Here is a 22,659-nt window from a genome sequence, read left to right as displayed (position 1 = left end):
CCCTGGCGGGGTTCCGAGGGGCAGGCCCACGGGTGCCGCCTGCGCAGGGCATGCACCCAATCACCCGTGGGCGGCCTAGCCCTCCTGCTTCCTCCCTAATACCCATAGACTAGGGTCTATGCGTTCTTGATTCGCCAGGGATTTTTCACCACGAAGACGCGCAGGTGTTATCGCTTTCTTCCTCGAATCTTCAAGCCTTCGTGGGGAGTGGTTCCCGTTGTTCCTTGGTGTCTTGGTGTCTTGGTGGTAAAAGATTTGGCGAACTGTCGAGAACGCATAAACCCTACTCATAGACAGGGCAACTTGCCCGAACGCGCAATCTGTGCATCCGCCGCCGCCTGTGTTGCTTCCGCAACCCACCGCCACCCCATGGTGTTGAAACCACAACACAGCGCCTTTTTTTGGCTATTGACCCCGCCCGCAAACTTCGATAACATACCCTTAATCCCCACGGAACAGTGGAGAGCGGTATTGGAACCAACGTGACAAACCGCCGGGAGCCGAGCAGGGCCGCTGCTCGGGTCCGTTCGACTCCTCTGGGACTGCCCGTTGGCTCTACGTGGGCGACTTCGCGTCGTCAAGGAGGACATGATGCGAACCTATGGCACTGAACGTATCCACAACGTTGGGCTTTTTGGCCATGGCGGATGCGGGAAGACGACCCTGTTCGAATCGCTGCTGCTCACCGCCAAGGCTATACCCCGCGCTGGACGAGTCGAGGATGCCAACACCGTCAGCGATTACGACCCGGATGAGCAGAAGCGACACCTCTCCATCAATCTCTCCGTTGCCCCTATCGAGTGGAAAGACGACAAGATCAACCTGATCGACGTGCCCGGCTACGCCGACTTCGCAGGCGATGTGGCCGCAGCCATGCGCGTGGTCGAGGGCGCGGTGATCGTGATCGACGCCGCTGGCGGCGTCGAGGTCGGCACCGAGGCCGCCTGGGCCGAGGCCGTGCGGCTGGGCGTGCCGCGCATCCTCTTCATCAACAAGCTCGACCGCGAGAACGCCAACTTCTTCCGCGCCGTCGAGCAGGCCCAGCAGCTGCTGGATGCCTCGGTCATCCCGCTGCAGATCCCGATCGGCGCGCAGCGCGAGCTGAAGGGCATTATCTCGCTGCGTCGCCAGCGCGCCTGGATGATCGCCCCCGCCCACGACGGCTCGTTCGTCGACGCCGACATCCCCGCCGAGCACCGCGAGCTAGAGCTGGAGTGGCGCGAGAAGCTGATCGACAAGATCGCCGCCACCAACGACGACCTGATCGAAAAGTACCTTGAGGGTGGGGCCGACGCGCTCACCCCCGAGGAGCTGCAGCGCGGCCTGCGCGCGGGCATCGCCAACGGCTCGATCGTGCCGGTGCTGTGCGGCGCCGCCGACCAGGCCGTGGGCACCGCCCAGCTGCTGGATGGCATCCTCGACTGCATCCCCTCCGCCGCCCGCGTCAGCATCGTGGCCAGCGAGCCAGCTACGGGCAAGCCGGTGGCCATCAGCCCCAGCACCGCCCAGCCGCTAGGCGCGATGGTCTTCAAGACCATCTCCGACCGCTACGGCAAGGTCTCGTGCCTGCGGGTCTACAGCGGCAAGATCTCCGCCAACACCACCGTGATGAACGCCCGCACCGGCAAGGAAGAGCGCATCGGCCAGCTGGTACTGCTGCGCGGCAAAGAGCAGATCCCCACCACCGAGCTGGTGGCGGGCGACATCGGCGCGGCCACCAAGCTGCCCGACGCGCTCACCGGCGACACGCTCTGCCAGCTCGACCGCCCGCTGCGCCTAGCCCCGATCGCCTTCCCGCCCGTCGAGTTCACCGCCGTGATCAAGCCCCACACCCGCAACGATCTAGACAAGATGGGCGTCGCGCTGCAGCACATGATCGAGGAGGACCCCTCGATCACCCTGAGCCGCGACAGTCAGGGCGGCACCCTGCTCTCCGGCCTGGGCGAGTCGCACCTGCAGATCTTGGCCGAGCGCATGAAGCACAAGTTCGATGTCGATGTCGATATCGAGCTGCCCAAGGTGGCCTACCGCGAGGCCATTCGCGGCAAGGCCGAGGCGCAGTACCGCCACAAGAAGCAGTCGGGCGGCGCTGGCCAGTTCGCCGATGTCACCATCCGCGTCGAGCCGCTGCCCACCGACCCGAACCGCGCCGACCCGCTGGAGTTTGTCAACGCCATCGTCGGCGGCGTGATCGACCGCTCGTTTATCCCCTCGGTTGAAAAGGGCGTGCGCGCCGCCATGCAGGAGGGCGTGATCACTGGCAATCCCATGATCGATGTGCGGGTCGAGCTGTTCGACGGCAAGATGCACCCCGTGGACAGCAAGGACATCGCCTTCCAGATCGCCGGGCACGAGGCCTTCAAGCAGGCCGCGCTCAAGGCCGGTGCCGCGCTGCTGGAGCCGGTCTACCAGCTGGAGATCAACATCCCCGATCAGTTTGCCGGCGACATCATGGGCGACATCACCACGCGGCGCGGGCGCGTGCTGGGCATGCTGCCCGAGAATGGCCACACCCACATCACCGCCCACGTGCCGCTGTCCGAGATCCTGCGCTACGCTACCGACCTGCGCTCGATGACCCAGGGGCGCGGCCACTTCTCGCAGCGCTTCGACCACTACGACGATGTGCCTGCCCACCTGCTGGCCGCCCTCGTCGAGGCCCAGAAGAAGGCGCACATCTCACACTGATCGTCAGTTTTGGAAGGATCATAGGCTCTGTCATAGAAATGGGGCCATCATTTCTGCTCTCCAAGCATCGCTTGGGGAGCAGATTCATGCTTGCCCGTTGGGTGATGATTATGATCGCTATGATCGTTCTTTGCGCATATGTTGCAAAATAAGCGGGAGCATCTAGTCCGATTGTTGTATGATTGTGCGATGCGTTATATACCTTATGTTTGATTCGATCTCTGGGCCTGATCGTCATAATTGGCATGATATTGATTCGCTGTTTGCGATCGCGATGAACATGCTCCGCTTTATAATCTGGCTACACTTGCAGACGCATGTGGCTACAAGCGCACGCAAAGAAAAAGAGCACGAACAGGCATGCTATTGCCTGCCCTAACAGCCGCATGAGTAGACGAGAAGTACTTATTTAAACGGGTGGCTCTGCGCGTGAATGATACTAGCAAGGCAAGTATTACCGGTGGTAATAAAATGGTATTAGGCTACCGCTAGGATTATTTTGGCGTTTCAGCATGTAGACTATCTTGGGGTGCCTAATCCCAGGCGGGCATTTATCTTTTAAGGAAAAAATTGTAAGAATTTCATTAAAATTGCATTGACTCAGCCCGCCCTATCCACTATACTGTTCTACGACATAATGTAGTTGCAACAATATATCCCGTTGCGATACCCTGCCAGATCTCGTCCCGCATGCATATACAGATGGGAAGGCACGCCCATGACAACCAACCTTGTTCTGGTAGTTGATGATTCCGCCGATATTCGCAAGATCGTCACGCGACTTCTCACCAAGAATGGCTGCCGTGTCATCGAGGCCGAAAGCGGCCTTGAAGCTGTCCAGAAAGCCCATCGCCATCGCCCATCGCTGATCGTGATGGATATCAATCTGCCGGGTATCGATGGGCTTGAGGTTGCCCGCCAGCTCCGATCCGATCCGCTGCACGAGGATGTCCCGATCATCGCCATGACCGCCTATGGTGTGGGCGCTACGCTCTATGCCGCCCGCCGCGCGGGTATCCAGCGCGTGATCTTCAAGCCGTTCAACCTTGACGCCCTGCTACAAGAGGTCTCATCTTTCCTACAACCTACTATTCCGCTCATGTCACGATTTGCCTAACAAGGGTCATAATGATTGTGTCGAATGCGCGGAACCGGCGGTGAGCAGCAATGCTCGCTAGCCATCCGCGCTTTTTAACGATATCGATGTATTCCCGCGCCTGTTGTGCCAGGAGTATACATACCGCATGGCCATTGGTGTCGATCCAATCTCATCGCTGCAAACGCGGCTTGCCATCCATCGGCGGACTGTGGCCTATCTCGAAGAGCAATGCTCTCACTTTGGGCCTCTCACCCCGTTGCATATCCGACATCAGCTGGATGATACCAGGATGCAGATCGCTCAGGTGAAGGCCGAGCTTGCCTCCCTTGGTGCGGATGTGGATGAGCAGCCCGGCGATACCGCCTCGGATCGCGGCCTGAGCGCGACGATCGTGCTGGGTGCTCACCAGAACAGCACGTTGCGTGCGTATCTGCGCACCGTGGGCGACCGACTGGGCTATATCTCGCTCGACGGCCTCGCCGAGTGGCGCGGCCCAGCCCTGCCGCTCAGCGATATCTATATCGAGCGTGATCTTACGCCGCAGGCCGCTGGTATGCCCACCGCCACCCTGGCCGGGCTGCTGGCCGACAACCACACCCGCATTCTGATCGCATCCGAGCTGGGCGGCGGCAAGACGATCGCCATCCGGCGGCTGGCCCTGGCCTGCATCGGCCTGCACAGCGGCGATGAGCGCCAGATGGCCTTCTTCCCGCGCATGCTCGACAGCGCCCCCATCCCCGTGGTGCTCGACTCCTACGACATCGCGCGCGCCATGGCGGCGCTGGATGTGGCGGGACGGCAGCTGGGCCTCTGGGATGTGATCGAGTATACCTTCCAGCACGACGGCTTTGCCTCGGCGCTGCCCGCGATCGAGCAGGCGCTGCGCGCAGGGCTGGGCCTGGTGATGATCGATGGGCTGGATGAGATCATGGTAGGTGAGCGGGGGCGCAACCTGCCCGCCATGATCAGCCGTTTTGTGGCCCGCTACCCCGATAGTCGCTATGTGTTCACCTGCCGCCATCTGTCCAATCTCTCCACCGCGTCGCTGTTTGGCTTCAGCCACTACAGCCTGCCCCCATTGGAAAACGAGCAGCTTGATGCGCTGATCGTCGCCTACTACCCGCTGCTCACCCCGCTGAGCGCGCTCACCTTTGACGAGCCGGAAAGCTACACGCGGCGGATCTGCAGCAGCATCCGCACCCACGAGCGGCTGCGCACCATGGCCAGCAACCCGCTGGGCGCGGTGGTGTGTCTGCTCACCGAGGCCGAGGGCCAGCCGCTGCCCAGCGCGCGCGGGGTGGTGTTCACGCGCATGATCGATCTGCTGCTGGAGCGCTGGGAGCAGCGCCGCAGCGAGGAGGCGATTGCGCCGCTCGCGAGCATGCTGGATGTGGAGCAGCTGGCGCGGCTGGAGATGCGGCTGGCGCTGCTGCAGCCGCTGGCCCTGGCCCTGCAGCTGCGCCCCGACCTGAGCGGCGACATGCCAGCCACCATGCGCTACCCTGAGGTCGAGCCGTGGCTGCGCGAGAGCTTGATGCACATGGGCGTCGAGTGGCGGCGCGCGGTGGAGCACGTGATCCCGCAGCTGCTGCAGTGGCTGTGCCGCCACGGCCTGCTGGCCACCAACGAGTCGTCGAGCGAGTACGCCATGCCGTGGCGCTCGCTGCGCGAGTACCTGGCCGCCCGCGCGCTGGCCGCGCAGCAGGATTTCCCCACCCGCGCCCATAGCCTAGCCGCCGAGCCGCGCTGGCGCGAGACGCTGCTGCTGGCCGTGCGCGAGCTGGCCCTGGGCGCGGGCGTGTATGCGGCGCGCGAGCTGCTGCGGCTGCTGCTGGAGAGCGCGCAGCACTCAAGCGAGCGCGCCGTGAGCGATACGCTGCTGGCTGCCGAATGCCTGATCGAGTTCGAGTCGATCGGCACGCCCGAGCGGGCCATCTTGGCCGAGCTTCAGGAGCGCCTGCAGGACATCATGCGCATGCGCGAGGTGGCGGCGAGCGAGCGGGTGCGGGCGGGCATGCTGCTGGGCCAGCTGGGCGACCCGCGCTTCGCCACTATGCTGCCGCCGCTGGTGCGGGTGCCCGCCGGGGCCTTCCTGCTGGGCACGCGCGACGGCTACGAAGATGAGGGGCCGCAGCAGTGGGTGGACATACCAGCGTTTGCGATCGGCACCTACCCGGTGACGAATCGCGAGTATGGCCGCTTTTTGGATGAGATGCCGTCGCAACCGCGCCCCAAATACTGGTACGACCAGTCGTACAACAACCCCTCGCAGCCGGTGGTGGGTGTGACATGGGGCGATGCGGTGGCCTACTGCCAGTGGCTCACGGTGAAGCTGCGGGCCACCGGGCTGCTGCCCGCAACCATGGAGGTGCGACTGCCGCTGGAGGTGGAGTGGGAGAAGGTGGCCAGCTGGGATGCGCGGCGGCGCAGCAAGCGCACCTACCCTTGGGGCGATGCCTGGCTGTCCGGTGCGGCCAACACCACCGAGGGCCGCGGCGCGTGGACTACCGCGCCGGTGGGCTGCTTCCCTGCTGGGCAGAGCGCCTATGGCGCACACGACATGATTGGCAATGTGTGGGAGTGGACCATGAGCGAGTATGCCAGCTACCCAGGTGCGCTGGCATCGTTCCACGAGGCTGGCTCGTACACACTGCGCGGCTCGTCGTGCGCATCGCTGCCCACGCACGCGCGCTGCACCTACCGCAGCCGACTGCCCGTGGACTACTGGCGCTACCACCTGGGCTTCCGCGTGGTGCTGGGCTTGCCGCTGATCACGCTGGCGGCGGATGAGGGCTAGCCGCGAGTGCGACCTGGGCGGCGGGCAGCTTTCTGCCTGCCGCCCTTCTTTTTTGGCTGCGGTCGAGCGGTGCTATAATGCAGCAGCTTCTGCGAATAGGTCTGGGAGGTGGTGCTATGCGTCTGTCCGAGGATAAAGTCCGCCGCATTTCTGAGCGCCTGCACGATGAGCTAGAGCAGCGCGGCCTGCTGTCGTACAAAGAGCCGAAGGGTGTGAAGCCCGGCACAGGCCGCGCCGCGCGGGTGAAGGAGATCTACGACTTCATCATGGCCGATCTGGCGGTCGAGGCCGAGATCGATGCCGAGGTCGAGCGCATCCTGGGCACCTACCAGCGCGAGCTGAAGGCGACCGAGCGCGACGTGTTGTTTCGCAAGCACAAAGAGGAGGTCGCGCGCAAGCGTGGCTATGTGCTCTAGCTCGCCGCGCCGAGCTGCGATTGACACACCTTTTTGGCGCTCGTATAATGCGCTTTCGCACACAGATTTGCAGCGCTAGGGGCTGGTATGGAGCAAGTGGCCTTGCGAGATGAGCCATCTTTGGTTAGGTATAGCTGGTGGAAGCAAGCCCTTGCCGCAGCGCTGATCTTCGCTATCGTGTGCGCGCTCGCCCCAGCCATGGTGCTGTGGGGGGCGCGGAACGTGATCCCCGCGCTGCTGCCGATCGTGGCGGCTGCGGCGCTGCTCCTGCTGCCCGGCATGGCCCTGCTGGAGCTGCTGTGGTTTGGCCCGCTGGCCCCCGCCGAGCGCTGGGTGCTGGCCGTCGGGGTGAGCTGCTCGGCTATCCCGCTGCTGCTGCTCGGGTCGAGCTTGGTGGGGCTGCGCTGGGGTGCGGCGCTGGCATGGGCGCTGCTGGCGCTCTGCGCTGGGGTGGTGGCCTGGGGCTGGTGGCGGCGGCGCGGGCACGCGCGGGCTGGCCTTGCGCTCTCGCCCTCACACGTGGCGCTGCTGGGCATCACCGCGCTGGCGCTGCTGCTGCGGCTGTATGTGAGCCGCGACCTGCCGGTGGCGATGTTTGGCGACTCGTACCACCATACCATCATCACGCAGCTGCTGATCGATCACGGCGGCCTGTTTTCCTCGTGGCAGCCCTACGCGCCGCTAAAAACCTTCACCTACCACTACGGCTTCCATAGCCTGGCGGCCTTCCTGTCCATGCTGGGCGGCATCCCCGCCACCGCCAGCGTGATCGCGGTGGGCCAGGTCGAGAGCGCTCTGGCCGCGCCCATGGTCTACCTGCTGACGCGGCGGCTGCTGCGCCACGAGGGCGCGGCGCTGTTCGGCGCGCTGCTGACCGTCTTTGTGAGCACCATGCCCGCCTACTATGTGAACTGGGGCCGCTACACCCAGCTGGGCGGGCAGACCGAGCTGGTGGCGATCATGGTGGCGTGGATGTGGCTGGTGGATGCGACGCTTGACCAGCCGCAGCTGGGCTGGGGCCAGCGGGTGCGGCTGGTGGCCCTGGCGGCGCTCACAACTGCAGGCATTGTGGTCACACACTACCGGATCGCGGTGTTCGCGGTGTGCTTTGTGCCGCTATATGTGTGCTATGCGCTGAGCGCGGCTTGGCTACACGAGCGCGGCGCGGGCTACACCTGGCGGGCCTGGCTGGCGCGGCTGCTGCCGCTGGTGTGGGCTGGAGCGGCGGCCTGCGCGGCTGTGGTGCTGGCCACGCTGCCGTGGCTCATCCGCCTGCGCGAGGGCGCGCTGCTGCGGATCGGCGGCTACTATCTCTCGACGGCGGTCAGCGCCGACGCTGGTGTGGGCGACGCCTTTGGGCTGTACCTGGCGCCGTGGCTGGCGGCGCTGGCGGCGGCGGGCCTGGGGCTGTGCCTCTGGCGGCGGCAGTGGCGCGCGCTGCTGCTGGCCGGGTGGCTGGTGCTCACATGGCTGGCGGCCAACCCCTACCTGCTGCACCTGCCCGGCACCGGCCTGATCACCAGCTTCACGGTGCTGATCGGGCTGTATCTGTTTCTGATGCCGCTGGCGGGCGCGGCGCTGGCCTACGGGGCCGAGCTGGCGCTGGGCCTGCTGCGGGTGCGTGCGCCGCTGCTGCGGGCGGGCCTGCCCGCGCTGCTGGGCGTGGCGCTGATCGGCTGGGGCTTGCCCTGGCAGCAGCAGATCCTGGCACCGCAGAATCAGCTGGTCTTCCCCGCCGATATGCAGGCGATGGACTGGATCCGCCAGGAGATCCCGGCGGACGCGCAGATCTTTGTCAATAGCTTTCCATCCTACGGCGGCGGCGTGTACACTGGCTCGGATGGCGGCTGGTGGATCACGTTCCTGGCTGGCCGCACCACCAATGTCCAGCCCGCGCCCTACGGCACCGAGGCGGGCGAGCGGCCCGATTTCCAATTTTGGGTGCAGGGCGTCAACGAGACAATCATGGCCCACAGCCTTGAGCAGCCCGAGGCCGTGCAGGCGCTGAAGCGTGCGGGGTTCAGCTATCTCTACGATGGGCCAGGCAACACCTCGCCGGGCGGGGCCGAATACATCCGCCCTGATGTGGTGGATGGCCTACCCGACCTGTACGAGAAGGTCTACGCCAAGGGCGGCGTGACTATCTGGAGGATACGATAGCTGAGATGTTATCGGAAAAGATCGCATCGGAAAGATCGCATCGGACTGAATGCTATAACCCTATAATGGTGCTTGTTGAATATTCTGCTTGAATGTTTCGCTCTATGCTAGCTACGTTTTTTCTGTCCCTATAGTGAGGTAATGATGATTATACTTGGCGTAAGTCACCCTATATCTTGGAATACGGCTGCATGTATTGTGAAAGATGGCGAGTTGATAGCGATGGTGGAGGAGGAGCGCCTCAACCGTATCAAGCATGCGCCGCTCATGCCACCTGTGCTGGCAACAGAATATGTGCTCAAGGCCGCTGGTATCACCATGGATGATGTGGATGTGGTGGCTGCCGGGTTTGGCCGCGCGTTGGGTGTGGCCTATGGCCACCTGACCCGCACTGGTGTCTGGAATGGCTGGCATGGCGCGCTCCGCTGGGCCTTCAAGACACCCTGGCACGCACGGCATATTCCGGGCCGGGATGTCGGTAAGAAAATTATGTATGTGAGCCACCATGTGGCCCACGCTTCCAGCGCGGTGTTTGCCAGCGGCTTTGAGAGCACGAACTTCATGACATTCGATGCGACGGGCGGCTCCGAGTCGGGCTTCTTGGGCTATGCCGAGGGCACCTCGATGCAGGTCTACGAGCGCCTTTCCAACTACAATAGCTGGGGCGTGCTCTACGAGCAGATCACGGGGAAGATCGGCTTCAAGCGGCATAGCGGTGAGGGCAAGACCATGGGCCTTGCGCCCTATGGCACACCCTATCCCGATGGCCTACCGTTTATCGACTGGTCGGGCGAGCTACCAAAGATCATCAAGGCCGAGAAGCTGCGCTTTCTGGCCAATGTCCCGCAGCGCAAGCCTGACGAGCCGCTGACGCAGTACCACAAGGATCTGGCGGCCACGCTCCAGCACGACCTTGAGCGGGCGGCGCTACAGATGGTGGCGTATATGCACCGTCGCAGCGGATCGCGGCGGCTGTGTCTTGCGGGTGGCGTCGCGCTCAACTGCTCGATGAACGGGGCGCTGCTGCGCTCGCCCTACGTGGACGAGATCTTCATCCAGCCTGCTGCGCACGATGCGGGTACCGCTCTGGGCGCGGCGCTGGCTGCCCATATCAAGCTGACCGGCACACGCCCGACCTTCCACATGCGCCACGCGTTCTGGGGGCCAGAGTTTGGCAATGACGAGATCGAGCAGGCGCTGCAGCTGGCGGGCATCCGCACCTACCGCAAGTCGGATGATATCGCTAAAGATACCGCGCGGGCGCTCCACCACGGCAAGATCGTGGGCTGGTTCCAGGGCCGCGCCGAGGTAGGCCCGCGCGCGCTCGGGGCGCGCAGCATCTTGGCCAACCCCTCAATTGCCGAGATGAAAGATACTGTGAACATCAAGGTGAAGCGGCGTGAGCCTTGGCGTCCGTTTGCCCCCTCGATCCTTGAGGAGCATGCGGAAGAGTATATTGTGGATGCGGCCTCCTCGCCCTTCATGATCATGGCCTTCCAGACCAAGCCCGAGAAGTGCGTCAGCATGGCCAGCGCCATCCATGTGGACAACTCGTGCCGCCCGCAGACGGTCTCGCGCGAGATCCAGCCGCGCTACTGGGGCATGATCAATGCCTTCTACGAGCTGAGCGGTGTGCCCGCGGTGATGAACACCAGCTTTAACATCGACTCGCAGCCGATCGTCTCGTCTCCGGCGGATGCGATCTGGACATTCCAGAACTGTGGTCTGGACTATATGGCGATTGGCGACTATCTAGTTTGGAAGGCAGATACCGCCCTGCCCGAGGATGAGATCTAGTGCGCATCTGTGTGGTTGGCCCAACCTACCCCTATCGAGGGGGCATCGCACACTATACAACGCTGTTGGTGAGGCATCTGCGCGAGGCCGGGCACTGGACGCGGCTCTACTCGTTTACGCGCCAGTACCCGCGTATCCTCTTCCCTGGGCGTACCGACAAAGACCCCAGCCTCGCGCCGCTGCAGATCGAGTGCGAGTACCTGCTCGACCCAATGAACCCGATCACGTGGTGGCGGCTCTGCAATCGGATCAGGGCTGATGCCCCTGATGTGATCATTCTTCAGTGGTGGGTACCCTACTGGACGCCATGCCTGACGGCGATCTCGCGCTGGCTGAAGCGGCATACAAAAACGCACATTGTCTACATTTGCCATAATGTGGTGCCGCATGACGGCGGTGGTATTCTCGACCGCCGCCTTGCGACTGCGGTTCTTCGCCAGGGCGACACCTTTATCGTGCACAGCGAGTCCGATCGCTACCAGCTTCAGGCGCTGTTGCCCGATGCTCATGTGGTGAAGATGTACCACCCAACCTACGCCGAGCTGGCAACCTCGGCTGGCTCGACCACGCCGGCTGAGCTGCGCAAACATTATGGTATCGATCCCGAACTGCCCATCCTGCTGTTCTTTGGGTTTGTGCGGCCCTACAAAGGGCTGGAGTACCTGATCCAGGCGATGCCGCTGGTGCTCAAGCAGCGCCATGTGCACCTGGTGGTGGTGGGTGAATTCTGGACCGACCCAGATTTCTACGTGCGCTACGCCCGTGAGTTTGGGATCGAGGGCGCGATCACCTTCATCAATAGCTACATCCCCAACGAGGAGATCCGCCCCTATTTCGACCTATGCGATGTGGTGGTGCTGCCGTATGTCTCGGCCACGCAGAGCGGCGTGGTGCAGCTGGCCTTTGGCTTTGGCAAGCCGGTGATCACCACGCGCGTGGGTGGCCTGCACGAGGTGGTGGAGCACGGGGTGAATGGCCTGATCGTGCCACCGCAGGATGAGGTGCAGCTCGCTCAGGCTATTGAGGATTTCTTCCAAGATGGCTGTGGCGTGCGCCTGACCGAGTTTGTCCAGCATCAGCAGGGCGATCGGTTTTCGTGGGCGAAGTTGGTAGAGGTAATTGCGGGGCTGCCAGTGGGGTAGGTGAGCGCTGAGGAGATGGAAAAGGCCCGAGTATCAATATTTGATACTCGGGCTTTTTTCTATTGAGGGGGAAATGGCAGATTATAGGGCAGATCACCGAGATTGGTGACTTTTCCCGCCGTTGACTGAAATATAAAGTTCTTTCCATCGGTGGGCGCGTTCAGCATGATTGCGCCACGAGGGGTATCGATCCAGAGTGTGTAGTTGCCTGGTTTCACATTTTGGAAGATGAAGTTACCATTGGCATCGGTATTAGTTTTTGGCGAATTTTCACGTGACATGCTGGCCATAGCCTGCGGATTCTGCTCGTTACCGATCAACTCGCCAAGATATAGATCTGCGTTATTGAAAGGAATACGAGATCCATCTTCTTTTATATAAATGAGCTTTCCCGAGATATTTCCAGCCTGATTATCTGAGGGAGCCTGGTTGACATTTACAGATGCGGCGGCTGTTGTGTTTGGCTGAGGACTGGCTGGATTTTGTGCAGTGGTGCAGCTAGAGATCAAGAGGGACGTTGCCAGTAGCGCGGCCATAACCATATGACGCATATTTCCTCCATACCGCAAGAAAGGGCAGCATAGGTGCTGCCCTTTCTTGCATAGCCAGGTTGGGGTTGGCTATAAAGACGACCTAGTTGTTGATGCCGCCGGAGACGAACAGCGCATCCTTGGCGGCGCTAACCGACAGCTGGTTGATGACGCCGACGATCTTGGGTGTGCTGCCATCGGTGGCGGTGGCAACGCAGGTGCCCGAGGTGTTGGTCTTGTCAGCCAGCTTGTTGGTCTGCAGGGTACCCATCACACCATCCGGCCCGAGGGTGGCGGTGTCCTGGTAGCTGGAGCCAGCGTAGCTGCAGACCACGTTCACGGTGCCGGTACCAACGTTCACGATCGTGAAGCCAGTGTTGTAGCCGTAGAAGCGGTCGTTGATGATCGGGAAGAGCACCGTCGAGGTGGCCGTTGCGGCATTGAACGCCGAGTAGATACCCGACTTCTTGCCTGCCGAGTTCAGCTGGCTGACCAGAGCCACCAGCGGCTGCGAGGTCGTGTTGATGGTGACCTCGCCCGAGCCGACGAAGTAGGCACCCTTGGTGCAGTCGCTGGTCACGGTCTCAGCCGTCGAGGGGCCCTGCGAGTACAGCGCGAAGTACTTGGTATCGCCAGCAGCGATGGTCTGGGTCTCGGTGCAGCTCTTGACCGGGTTCTTCGGGTAGGTTGCCTGGCTACCAGGCGTGTAGGTCACGGTCACATCGGTCGACGCGTTGCCGACGTTGGTGATCGGAATACCCGTGACGTAGCCCGAGTTGTTCGAGTTGATCAGCGGGAAGACCGGGGTCAGGTTGCTGGTGTCGCCGAAGCCGTTGTAGTTGGCCAGCGTGCTGGTGTCCACCTGGGCAACGGTGACGGCCACATTCTTGTCGGCGGTGACGACCGCCGAGCCGGTGAACCCAGCCTGGCCACTGAGCGGCAGGCTAGCGTTGGCCGACTGATCGAAGCGGGCCGTCGCGCCAGGCTGGACGGTGGCCGTCTCGGTTGCGCCGTTGGAGTAGGTGACAGTGACCGCAGCAGCCGCAGTGTCGGTGTTCTGCACGTTGAAGAACGTGTTGAACCCGTAGGACTCGCGGAACAGCAGCGGCAGGGTGACCGAGGTCGAGCCAGCGCTGACGCCCGTGTAGGCGTCGCCGAAGTAGACATCGCCATCGACGACGATGTTGACGGTCGCGGCGACCTTCTGATCCGAGGAGATCACAGCGCCACCGGTGAAGCCAGCGGACACCGCGTCGGGCAGGGTCGAGTAGTTGACCGACTGGCTGCCGGGAACAGTCGTCGAGAACGTCGCCGAAGGCGTCGAGGACGAGCTGCCCTGGGCGTAGAACGACATGGTAACGTTGGCAGTGGTGCTGCTCAGGTTCTGGATCTGGAAGCCAGTGGAGTAGGTGTGGCTGGCAGCCGCCTGCACGGGGCTGGCACCAACCATCGCCAGGGAGCTTGCCGCAACAGCTGCAAGCGCTACGGTGTTCGCGAGCTTCATTCAAGTCTCCTTAGAAAGGGTAAGACCGAAGACGGTTTCTACGGATACAGTATGAAGGTTGGTGGGTGCTGGCGCAATAACCCGTAGGGATTATTTTGCTGGTGGTACTACCTCGATGGCCTCTACTTCTTTTGGTTTTTTGGCTTCAGAGAGCGAAATTCTTGCCTTCCTAATACTTTCGTAGAGCTCCTGGATATTCCACACCCCCCCAATGATCGCCCAGAGAAGCTCGTTGAAGGTGAGCACCGCCCGGGCCAGCAGCGCTACGATTAGGGCATCGGCCTCGCCAATGATGGGGGTGAGGAGGACCGTGATGGTGATCTCTTGGATGCCGAGGCCGAATGGCACGATGGAAAGTAAGAAGGACATCACGCCGGTGGCTGCGCCGATCCCGATGACGGCGGGCAGCTGGCTCGGCTGTAGGGGGTGGATGCTGTTGGCAAGCGCAAACAGGATACTGCCGTTGCATGCCCAAGTGAGGCTGTGGATGAGCATCCAGCCCAGCAGCTGGGGGTAGGAGACCTGGATGTCGGGCTGGCGGCTGACCTTGCGGATGATCGCGCCGAGCACCTGGGGGTTCAGCACAATAACACAGCCGATCGCGCCAGCGATAAACCAGCCAGGCGAGAGCGCCTGGCCCAAGAGGCTGGTGGGCCATGCGAGCAGCGCCACCACTAGGCCGCTGGCGATCAGCACCCCAGCCTCGATCCCGCCGACGATGATGGTTTGCGTACGGGGTACGCCCAGCCGCTCGTACATCATAACGCGGCCGATCATGTACCAGATCGCCCCTGGCAGGCGGCGCGTGAAGGTGGTGATGAAGTAGATCTTCGCGTGTTCCCACCACTGCCAGTTGTGGCCGACTGTGCCCATCATCCACCCCCACACGATTACCGAGAAGACCATGGCGAGGGCGTAGATCGCACTGGTGATCGCGAAGGTGGTAAACCCTAGGTGGCCGATGATATCCTGTATATTGATCGTCTTTGCGTTTTTATACAAGAAGATATAGAGCGCAAAGCTGGTGAGCGCTGTGACAGAAAGAAGCCCGAGCGATGCTTTGAGCACATTTCTGCTGCTCCATCTTCGGGCTATCCAACCTGGGAAGCGCATAGGCTATGCTCGTTTCGGCTTGCAGAGATAGACAATCGAGTTCGCTAGGTTGATCGGGATGAAGGGCGTGAGCGCCAGCTTGACCAGCTCGCGCCAGTGCTGGGTGTACCAGATCGCGTCGTTCAGCGAGAGCGGGCGCTCGCGATCGTACTTGGTGGTACCCACAATCTCGAAGTCGTTGCGCTCAAGCAGCATTGCCCACTCGCCGCGCGATGCGTAGCGCTGCAGCGGCTGGGTGTCTACCGTGCTCATGCCGGTCTTCCAGGCCTTGTAGATGTTGTTGAGCAGGCTGTAGGTGTTGGGCACCAGGATGCAGGCCACCCCGTCATCCTTCAGCACGCGCGACATCTCGCGCATGCCTGCCTCAACATCGAGGAAGTGCTCAAGGCTGCCGATGCATGTGACATAATCAAAGGATTTGCTGGCAAAGGGCAGCTTCTCGCCCACGGCAACGCTGAACGTTCGCTTGCCCTCGTCGGCACCGATCCGGGTGGCGGCGAGCGATATGTCGGTGCCGTACGCTTCTAGCCCAAAGGTGCGGCGGGCGAGGTTGGGCAGCACGCCCTCGCCGCAGGCCACATCCAGCAGCGATTTGCCTGCGGTGGGCTTGAGCAGGCTGATGTTCCAAGAGTAGAAGGAGTCGAGGTGGCGGATGCCGCGATCTTCGTAGATCGCATCGTAGGCGATACGAGTCCAGTCGACCTCGGGCGGGTATAGCTCGATCTCGAAGCGTACGTTGTATGGCGTCGGGTCTGTATTCATAGGGGCTAGCTCTGTTTTCTGCTAAAGAGGACGATCGTCGAACTCAGATTATACCAGTTTGCTGGGCCATCGTAGTAGAGCATAGCCAGCGCGCGGGTGGTGGGAGCCAGCAGCAGCAGGTCGGCCATTTTGGCAAGCGGGTTGCCGCGAAGCTTCTGTCGCAGGCTCATGGCAAAAAGCGCGTAGCCGTAGATAAACGAGCGCTTGTGCTCGACGGCTATGCCGAGCGAGCGTAGCCTCGTTTCAAGGTGCAGTGGTCGGAAGAGGTTGAGATGGCGGGGCAGATCCCAGCCGAGCCAGTGCTGCTTGAAGAAGTGGGCCTCAAAGCTATCGGGGTTGGGGATGCTGATGACAAGCCTTCCGTCGGGCCGCAGGATGCGCCGGATCTCGGCAAGCGTCGCGATCGGGTCGTGCAGGTGCTCGAACACATCCCAGAGCGTGACGACATCGAAGCTGCTGTCAGGGAATGCCGCGCTCTCGAGCGTGCCGTGGAAGACATTGAGCCCCATGCGGGTGCGGGCGTACTGGGCCGCCACATCGGATGGCTCGACGCCTACGGTTTCCCAGCCGAGCGATTTCATGCCATCCAAGAAGAGTCCGGTGGCGCAGCCGATATCGAGGATCCTGCCCGGCTTCCCTGCATAAGTGTGTACGGCGCTGCAGATCTTATGCTGCCAGCGCCTGCGGTTGAAGCGCACCCACGGGCTTGGCTCGTCATCGATGGCCTTTTGGAAAGGGGCGTAGTCGGGCGGGTAGTAGCGGCCGATAGATTCGATGGTGGGGCGTGGGTTCTGGTAGATGTGGCCGCAGTGCTGGCATGTGACCAGCCGGAACACATGCTCGTCGGGATGCGCCAGCAAAAGATCGGGGCTTTCTACCAGAATTTGTGTTTTGTCATGATCACAAAGGGGACAGTGTATTGCCTCAAGCAACGGTTCCATGTATGATTAGCTCCTAATCCATGTATGGCAAAGATGAGATATTATACCTTGTTCTGTTTGGTGCGCTGGATTTTTGCTGATTCTAATTTATTATATACACCATATACAGTATTAGCAACACTTGCCCAACTAAGCTCGCCCTCGGCCAGGCTGCGGCCCAGCTGGCCCATCGCGGCGGCCTGGGCCGGGCTGTCGATCAGGCCGAGGGCGGCGTCAGCCAGGGCCTGGGGAGCGGGGGCCACGGCCAGCCCGGCGGGGTAGCGCTGGGCGAATGCGCCGAGGTCGCCGATGCTAGTGGTGAGAAAGGGGATGCCCGCCGCCATGTAGGTGCTGATCTTCAGCGGCCAGCGCCCGCGGTTGGCCCCCGAGTCGCAGAGCGGCACCCAGCCGAGGGTGCAGGCGCGCAGGTAGCGCCGCAGGGTCGGCTCATCCAGCCCGCCGGTGCGGATGACCGCCTCGGGGTGCTGCACCAGCTGCTCGATGGCCACGTTGCAGTAGCCCAGCACCAGCAGCCGCGCGTCGGGCCGCCGCTGGCGGATGGCGTCGAAGGCCTGGGCCATCAGGTCGGCGTCGCGGCGGAAGATTGCGCCCACGTAGCCCACCAGTGGGGCCTCGGCGGGCAGCCCCAGTGCGGCGCGCTCGGCCTGCGGCTCGGCCAGATCCCAGCCATCGGTGTCGCAGCCGTTGGGTACCAGGGCGATCTGCTCGGTGGGTACGCCCAGGGCCTGGGCCTTCTGGCCCAGGAATGGGCTGATCACCGTGGTGGCGTCGGCCCAGGTGCGGAATCGCTGCTCGAAGAAGGTCTCGGCGGGGCGCAGTAGGGTCTTCTGGATGCCGTCGGGGCGCTCTTCCACCGAGCCGCCGCGCCCGAACCAGTCGCACCAGTCGATCACCAGCGGGATGCGCCGCCAGAACTGGTGGTGCAGGGCGGGCGCGATCACCGAGGGGCGGCACTCGAAGGCGTGGATGAGGTCGAACTGGCCCATGTGCATCCAGACCGTGCGGGCGATGCTGGCCCACACATCCCAGCCCGAGCGCATGCTGCCCGGCAGCATGTCGGGGGCCTCGACGAGAGCCAGCCGCCCGCCCTGCTCGAAGCGGGTGCGGAAGCGCCAGCGCTCGGTGGGGGCGGTGCTGATGATGGTAACACGCATCCCGCGCTGGCATAGCTCGCGCGCGAGGTAGTAAGCCCGCCAGTAGGTGCCTTTGCCGGGCTGGTTGAATACGAGCATGGCTATGTGCATGGAGTTTCCTGTATTCCATCGCGCAGCCCGCGCCAGTAGGCCCGCGCGGCGGCGGCGTTGTTGGCCCGCAGCAGGCGCAGCGTGGTGCGCAGCGCCGAGAGCGCGCGGAAGGGCACGATGGCCAGCCAGCGCAGCCCGCGTGCGTGCTTGCGGAAGAAGATTACACTGCTGCGGGCCATCCAGTAGCGCTCGCCCGGCGAGTTGCTGCCGCCGCTGCTGGCCGAGACCTTGTGCCACATTTTCGCGGCGGGCACCAGCAGGATGCGGTAGCCCGCCTGGCGGAAGCGCAGGCTCAGATCCATATCTTCGTAGTACATAAAGAAGCGCTCGTCGAACATGCCCGCCCGCTCCAGCGCAGCGCGCTGGAACAGCATGGCGCAGCCCACCGCGTAGTCGCGCTCGACCGCGTCAGCGTGGGCGATCTGGCCAAAGTGCCGCGCCGAGTCGCCGGTCTTCTCCAGCGTGATCGGGTGGCGCATGCCGCCGATCGACCATGGCAGGCTGGGGCTGGCCATGTAGAAGATTGCGGGCACGAGCATGCCCACATCTGGCGCGGCGTGGGCCAGCATGCGGTCGATCATGGCAGGGTCGAGGATCGTATCGTTGTTGATTAGCAGGATGTAGTCGGCCCCACGCCCAAGCGCGTAGCGCAGCGCCATGTTGCAGCCGCCAGCGAACCCGGCGTTGCGGTCGTTGCGCAGGATGGTGGCCTGGGGCACAGCGGCCTGGATGCGCTCGACCGAGTCGTCGCTGCTGTGGTTGTCCACCACCACGAGCTCGGCGGCAGGGTAGGTGAGCCGCGCCGCCGATTGAAGGCAGGCGATGGTGTCGTCGGGTCGATTCCAGTTGAGCGTGGCGACGATAAGCCGGTGTGTTTGGGCGTGGTTTGCGGCGGCTGTCATGGGCGGGCCTGTACCCCTGCTGGCTGTTTGTATGGGCGATATTACCTTGAATCCGACTGATTGATCTGCGGAAGCAAGATCACAAAGACGGGCTGGTAGATAAAGCCCTGGGTTATTGCTTTTCCATCAAGCTGGCCGCCAATAATGTAGATCTTGTTATTCACAAGCGCAATTCGCATATCTACTGGCAGCGGCTGGGGCATTGCGACCGTTTCCCACGCATCTTTTGCCACATGGTAGATCATATGCTTTTTGCCGAGCTCTGCCGCGAATGTGTAGATCTGCCGTTCGTTCGCGATGGTGCTGGCGGCGGCGATATGGCTGGCCGCCATAGGCATGGGGCCAAGGCTTTTCCATGGCGTGCCCGAGGTGTCATCGGCTGGGGTGTAGCGCTCGTTAGATGTCAGGCTACCCTGCTCATTTTCGCCGCCGACCACATAGATGTCTTGCCCAACGAGAACGGTGGCGGCGAAGGCGCGTGCGGTGGGCATGGCGGTGAGCTGCTGCCAGCTGTCGGTGTCGGGCGTATAGCTGAACACCTCGTCGCAGTAGCGGCTGCCATCCCATCCGCCGAAGAGATAGAGCTTGCCCTCAAATGCGGCCAGCGCATAGCCGCTGCGGGGAGCGGGCATGTCGCTTAGCGTGATCCAGCGGTTGTCCTGCTGGTCGTATGCCTCAAGGGTGGCCGTCGGCTGCCCCGAAGCAAGCTTGCCGCCTGGCACATAGATCCGCTTGCCCAGCACTGCGGCGTGAATATCGCCCACCGCAGTTGGCTTGGGTGCGAGGCTGCTCCAGGTATTACTTTGAATGTCGTAGCGCTGCATGCCGCTATCGATGCTGCTGCCGATCATGCCGGCGATCGCGTAGAGGTACTGCTTCCCATTGCTCTCGTAGGCGGCTAGGCCAAATGCAGCGTGGCCCTGCGGCATGGGCGCAATATCGCTCCAGCTCTGGCTGGCGTTGAGCGTATTGCCCTGTGGCGTAGGCTGAGGCGGCGTGCCGATCTGCGGTGCAAACAGCCTCGCGATAGCGACGATGACCAGGATGCCAGCGAACCCAAGCGTAGGCCAGATCCAGCGGCGAAATGCTGGTGCTGGGGAGGGAACCGCAGGCTCGGCGTTCGCTACTGGTAGCGCCTCGTACTGCGGCTGGGCATCGATAGGCGCTGGATCTGCCGTCGCAACCACTATCGGCTCGGGTGTGGCAGGCTCGGGCTGGCTAGCAGGTGTGCTCTGGTCGGCAGGTGCGCTCTGGCCAGGCGGCATTTCGAACAGGCCCATGCGCATGGCGTACACGGTAGCCTCGGTGCGCGAGGCCGCGCCGATCTTCGCAAAGATATTGCGAAGATGCACCTTGACCGTATTTATGCTGATATTGAGCGTCTGCGCGATCTGCTGGTTGGTCGCGCCGGTGGCCACCAGGCGCAGAATCTCGCGCTCGCGCTCGCTGATCTGGGGCGTATCTGAGGTCATGATCTGTGACTATCTACTCTGTTTTGCGGGCCGATCATATCACGGGTTCGGGCCGACGGCAAGGATTGTGACCTTGGCGTTCTGGTACACCACGGCAAGCGATTTTCTGTTCGAAAATGCCCGGGTGAGATTCTGGCTCTGCGGGGTCAGGTAGATGTAGTCGATCTGCTCCTGGTCCAGCAGCGCCTCGGCGGACGCACGGTCTTGATAGGCCAGCGCCGCCAGCGCGCGGCTGTGGGTGATCGCCCGATCAACCTCGGACTGGGGGCCGTAGGTGAACAGCACGGGCGGCGTGCTGACCCAGCGCCCGGCCAGCGGCAGCAGCCACCAGCCGCCATCTACCCCGCGCTGTGCGATGCCCAGCCAGGGCACCGCATCGATCAGGAAGCGCGCGTCGGGCGGCGTGTGCTGGCCGACCCACGCGATCGCGTCCACATCCTCCTGTGTGGCCAGCACCGTGGTGGGGTTGATGATATCGCGCTGGCCCCACGCGCCCCAGATCGCCAGCGCCAGCAGGGCCAGGCCCGCCGCCTGCGGGGCGTAGCGCGCGCGGGGCAGCCGCGCCAGCGCGGCGGGCAGGCCATCGCACAGCAGGCCCACGCACAGGCCGATGGGCAAGAACAGACTGATCACCACCACATCGTTGGTGATCAGCCACGACGAGGGCAGGCGCAGCAGCCACGGGTTGCACAGCAGCAGCGCCCCGCCCGCCAGGGCCAGCGCCGCGCGGCGCTGCTGGATGCCCAGCAGCAGCAGCGGTATGCCCGCCACTGGCAGGATGGAGACCAGCAGCTGTGGGTTGGCCATCAGCACCAGCGCCGCCACCCAGAGCACCACAGCCAGTGCGGCCTGCCTGCGCGTGGCGATGCCCCACAGCGCGCCCAGCAGCGCCAGCGCCACCAGCAGCCGGTTCTGCCCGGCCCACATCAGCCCGGCGTTGATCCCCCCCGAGGCATCGGCGGAGAAGAACGCCTCGGGCTGGGCGATCACCGTGCTCAGCTGCCTGCGGGCCAGCAGCCACAGCCAGGGCGCGGTCAGCACCAGGGCCGCTAGGGCCACGCCTGCCGCGCGTACCAGCGCCGCCAGCGCCGCGCGGGGCGCTAGCGGCATGCCCGCCAGCTCGATAGCCGCGATGATCGCAAGTAGCGGTAGCGCGAACACCAGGATGCGAAAGTGCACCAGGTTCAGACCGGCCAGCAGCAGCGCCGAGGCGACGGCGTGGCGCAGCCGCCCCGTCTGCAGCAGTGCCCGCCAGCAGATGGCCAGCGGCGGCAGCAGCAGCAGCCCGGTGAGCTGGGTGTAGCGGCCCCAGCTGACATAAAATGCGGGCATGAACGATATACAGCCCACCACCACGCCCGCCGCCACGCCCGCCCACGGCCTGCGCCACAGCGCCGCCGCCAGCGCGGCCACGGCCAGCACGTGCAGCGTGTTGAGCGCCTGCCCCTGCCACAGCATCACCTGTGGCACGCTGACCCCCGCGAGCTGGGCGCTGGCGGCGGCCAGCACGTGGTAGCCCCAGTGGTAGGGCAGCTCGGTGATCGGCATGTAGGGTGTCAGGTCGATGGGGGCCTGGCCGCGCTCGATCGCCACGCGGATGAGCAGCGCGTGGTGCACCGAGTCGACCCAGGATGGCAGCGCAAGCGTGCGGATCTGGTAGAGCCGCAGGCCCATGGTGGCCAGCAGCGCCGCGCCCAGCGCGTAGTGGTGGCCCGCCAGCTGCGGCCAGCGCGGCTCGCCGGGCATGCCGCGCCACAGCAGCGCCGCCGCACCCAGCGCGCAGCCCAGCGCCAGCGCGGCCAGCACCGGCGCGGCCAGCGCCAGTCCGGTGAAGGTGGCCGCCTCGTAGAGCAGCGCCACCACGCTGATGCTGAGGCCCAGCCAGACCGCCGGGCCGACGAACGGACCATCGAGATCGGGGCCGGGCAGCAGCCGCGCGATCACAAACCCCGGAGCAAATAGCAGCAGCCCGCACACCACGGCCAAGCGGGCGGCGGGGCCAGCCCACCACAGCAGCGCGGCGGCAGCAACAAGCGCAAAAAGCCAAAGTCGAGAGCGTGTCATGGCGATAGTGTACCATAAGGCGTATGCT

16 protein-coding genes are annotated in these 22,659 nt (G+C 63.4%); 7 read left to right on the top strand and 9 right to left on the bottom strand.

Annotation, left to right across the window (positions count from 1 at the left end; all coding sequences use genetic code 11):
- Positions 1-591: 591 nt before the first annotated feature.
- The 7 genes from F8S13_16440 (at position 592) to F8S13_16410 (ending at position 12,099) form a co-directional block, all read left to right on the top strand.
- Positions 592-2,688, top strand: coding sequence for an elongation factor G (locus F8S13_16440; protein KAB8142128.1), 2,097 nt, complete (start codon positions 592-594; stop codon positions 2,686-2,688).
- A 718-nt stretch (positions 2,689-3,406) separates the two neighbouring features.
- Positions 3,407-3,805, top strand: coding sequence for a response regulator (locus tag F8S13_16435; protein KAB8142127.1), 399 nt, complete (start codon positions 3,407-3,409; stop codon positions 3,803-3,805).
- A 271-nt stretch (positions 3,806-4,076) separates the two neighbouring features.
- Complete coding sequence (locus tag F8S13_16430; GenBank protein ID KAB8142126.1) at positions 4,077-6,584, top strand: SUMF1/EgtB/PvdO family nonheme iron enzyme; 2,508 nt, start codon at positions 4,077-4,079, stop codon at positions 6,582-6,584.
- Between the two features lie 116 nt (positions 6,585-6,700).
- Positions 6,701-7,000 (top strand): DUF507 family protein, encoded by a 300-nt coding sequence (locus F8S13_16425; protein KAB8142125.1) that lies wholly within the window; start codon positions 6,701-6,703, stop codon positions 6,998-7,000.
- 120 nt (positions 7,001-7,120) lie between these two features.
- Entirely contained in the window at positions 7,121-9,160 is a 2,040-nt protein-coding gene (locus F8S13_16420) for a hypothetical protein (protein ID KAB8142124.1), read from the top strand.
- A 141-nt stretch (positions 9,161-9,301) separates the two neighbouring features.
- Positions 9,302-10,957, top strand: coding sequence for a nodulation protein (locus F8S13_16415; protein ID KAB8142123.1), 1,656 nt, complete (start codon positions 9,302-9,304; stop codon positions 10,955-10,957).
- Positions 10,957-12,099: a glycosyltransferase gene (locus tag F8S13_16410; protein KAB8142122.1), complete on the top strand. Its 1,143-nt coding sequence runs from the start codon at positions 10,957-10,959 to the stop codon at positions 12,097-12,099. The genes F8S13_16415 and F8S13_16410 overlap by 1 nt, the downstream gene beginning before the upstream one ends.
- Before the next feature lie 59 nt (positions 12,100-12,158).
- Here the strand turns inward: F8S13_16410 and F8S13_16405 are convergent, their stop codons facing one another.
- The 9 genes from F8S13_16405 to F8S13_16365 form a co-directional block, all read right to left on the bottom strand.
- Positions 12,159-12,650, bottom strand: a complete 492-nt coding sequence (locus F8S13_16405) for a hypothetical protein (protein ID KAB8142121.1) — start codon at positions 12,648-12,650, stop codon at positions 12,159-12,161.
- 82 nt (positions 12,651-12,732) lie between these two features.
- Positions 12,733-14,133, bottom strand: coding sequence for a hypothetical protein (locus F8S13_16400; protein ID KAB8142120.1), 1,401 nt, complete (start codon positions 14,131-14,133; stop codon positions 12,733-12,735).
- A gap of 90 nt (positions 14,134-14,223) precedes the next feature.
- Positions 14,224-15,246 carry a hypothetical protein gene (locus F8S13_16395; protein ID KAB8142119.1) on the bottom strand — a complete coding sequence of 341 codons (1,023 nt, stop codon included), beginning with the start codon at positions 15,244-15,246 and terminating at the stop codon, positions 14,224-14,226.
- Between the two features lie 3 nt (positions 15,247-15,249).
- Positions 15,250-16,008, bottom strand: coding sequence for a class I SAM-dependent methyltransferase (locus F8S13_16390; GenBank protein ID KAB8142118.1), 759 nt, complete (start codon positions 16,006-16,008; stop codon positions 15,250-15,252).
- A 5-nt stretch (positions 16,009-16,013) separates the two neighbouring features.
- Positions 16,014-16,949 (bottom strand): class I SAM-dependent methyltransferase, encoded by a 936-nt coding sequence (locus F8S13_16385; GenBank protein KAB8142117.1) that lies wholly within the window; start codon positions 16,947-16,949, stop codon positions 16,014-16,016.
- 41 nt (positions 16,950-16,990) lie between these two features.
- On the bottom strand, positions 16,991-18,193 hold the full coding sequence (locus tag F8S13_16380; protein ID KAB8142116.1) for a glycosyltransferase family 4 protein: 1,203 nt from the start codon (positions 18,191-18,193) through the stop codon (positions 16,991-16,993).
- Positions 18,184-19,095: a glycosyltransferase family 2 protein gene (locus tag F8S13_16375; protein ID KAB8142115.1), complete on the bottom strand. Its 912-nt coding sequence runs from the start codon at positions 19,093-19,095 to the stop codon at positions 18,184-18,186. The genes F8S13_16380 and F8S13_16375 overlap by 10 nt, the downstream gene beginning before the upstream one ends.
- Before the next feature lie 41 nt (positions 19,096-19,136).
- On the bottom strand, positions 19,137-20,567 hold the full coding sequence (locus tag F8S13_16370) for a hypothetical protein (protein ID KAB8142114.1): 1,431 nt from the start codon (positions 20,565-20,567) through the stop codon (positions 19,137-19,139).
- A 39-nt stretch (positions 20,568-20,606) separates the two neighbouring features.
- Positions 20,607-22,631 carry a hypothetical protein gene (locus F8S13_16365; GenBank protein KAB8142113.1) on the bottom strand — a complete coding sequence of 675 codons (2,025 nt, stop codon included), beginning with the start codon at positions 22,629-22,631 and terminating at the stop codon, positions 20,607-20,609.
- Between the last annotated feature and the right edge of the window lie 28 nt (positions 22,632-22,659).

This window comes from Chloroflexia bacterium SDU3-3, assembly GCA_009268125.1.
GTDB lineage: Bacteria > Chloroflexota > Chloroflexia > Chloroflexales > Roseiflexaceae > SDU3-3.
The sequence above is the reverse complement of the archived record's forward strand: the minus strand, read 5'-3'. Positions and strand labels throughout refer to the sequence as shown.

Coding starts and splice junctions, on each gene's coding strand:
- F8S13_16440 (KAB8142128.1), top strand. CDS start 592: ATGCGAACCTATGGCACTGAACGTATCCACAACGTTGGGCTTTTTGGC.
- F8S13_16435 (KAB8142127.1), top strand. CDS start 3,407: ATGACAACCAACCTTGTTCTGGTAGTTGATGATTCCGCCGATATTCGC.
- F8S13_16430 (KAB8142126.1), top strand. CDS start 4,077: ATGCAGATCGCTCAGGTGAAGGCCGAGCTTGCCTCCCTTGGTGCGGAT.
- F8S13_16425 (KAB8142125.1), top strand. CDS start 6,701: ATGCGTCTGTCCGAGGATAAAGTCCGCCGCATTTCTGAGCGCCTGCAC.
- F8S13_16415 (KAB8142123.1), top strand. CDS start 9,302: ATGATGATTATACTTGGCGTAAGTCACCCTATATCTTGGAATACGGCT.
- F8S13_16405 (KAB8142121.1), bottom strand. CDS start 12,650: ATGCGTCATATGGTTATGGCCGCGCTACTGGCAACGTCCCTCTTGATC.
- F8S13_16400 (KAB8142120.1), bottom strand. CDS start 14,133: ATGAAGCTCGCGAACACCGTAGCGCTTGCAGCTGTTGCGGCAAGCTCC.
- F8S13_16395 (KAB8142119.1), bottom strand. CDS start 15,246: ATGCGCTTCCCAGGTTGGATAGCCCGAAGATGGAGCAGCAGAAATGTG.
- F8S13_16390 (KAB8142118.1), bottom strand. CDS start 16,008: ATGAATACAGACCCGACGCCATACAACGTACGCTTCGAGATCGAGCTA.
- F8S13_16385 (KAB8142117.1), bottom strand. CDS start 16,949: ATGGAACCGTTGCTTGAGGCAATACACTGTCCCCTTTGTGATCATGAC.
- F8S13_16380 (KAB8142116.1), bottom strand. CDS start 18,193: ATGCACATAGCCATGCTCGTATTCAACCAGCCCGGCAAAGGCACCTAC.
- F8S13_16375 (KAB8142115.1), bottom strand. CDS start 19,095: ATGACAGCCGCCGCAAACCACGCCCAAACACACCGGCTTATCGTCGCC.
- F8S13_16370 (KAB8142114.1), bottom strand. CDS start 20,567: ATGACCTCAGATACGCCCCAGATCAGCGAGCGCGAGCGCGAGATTCTG.
- F8S13_16365 (KAB8142113.1), bottom strand. CDS start 22,631: ATGACACGCTCTCGACTTTGGCTTTTTGCGCTTGTTGCTGCCGCCGCG.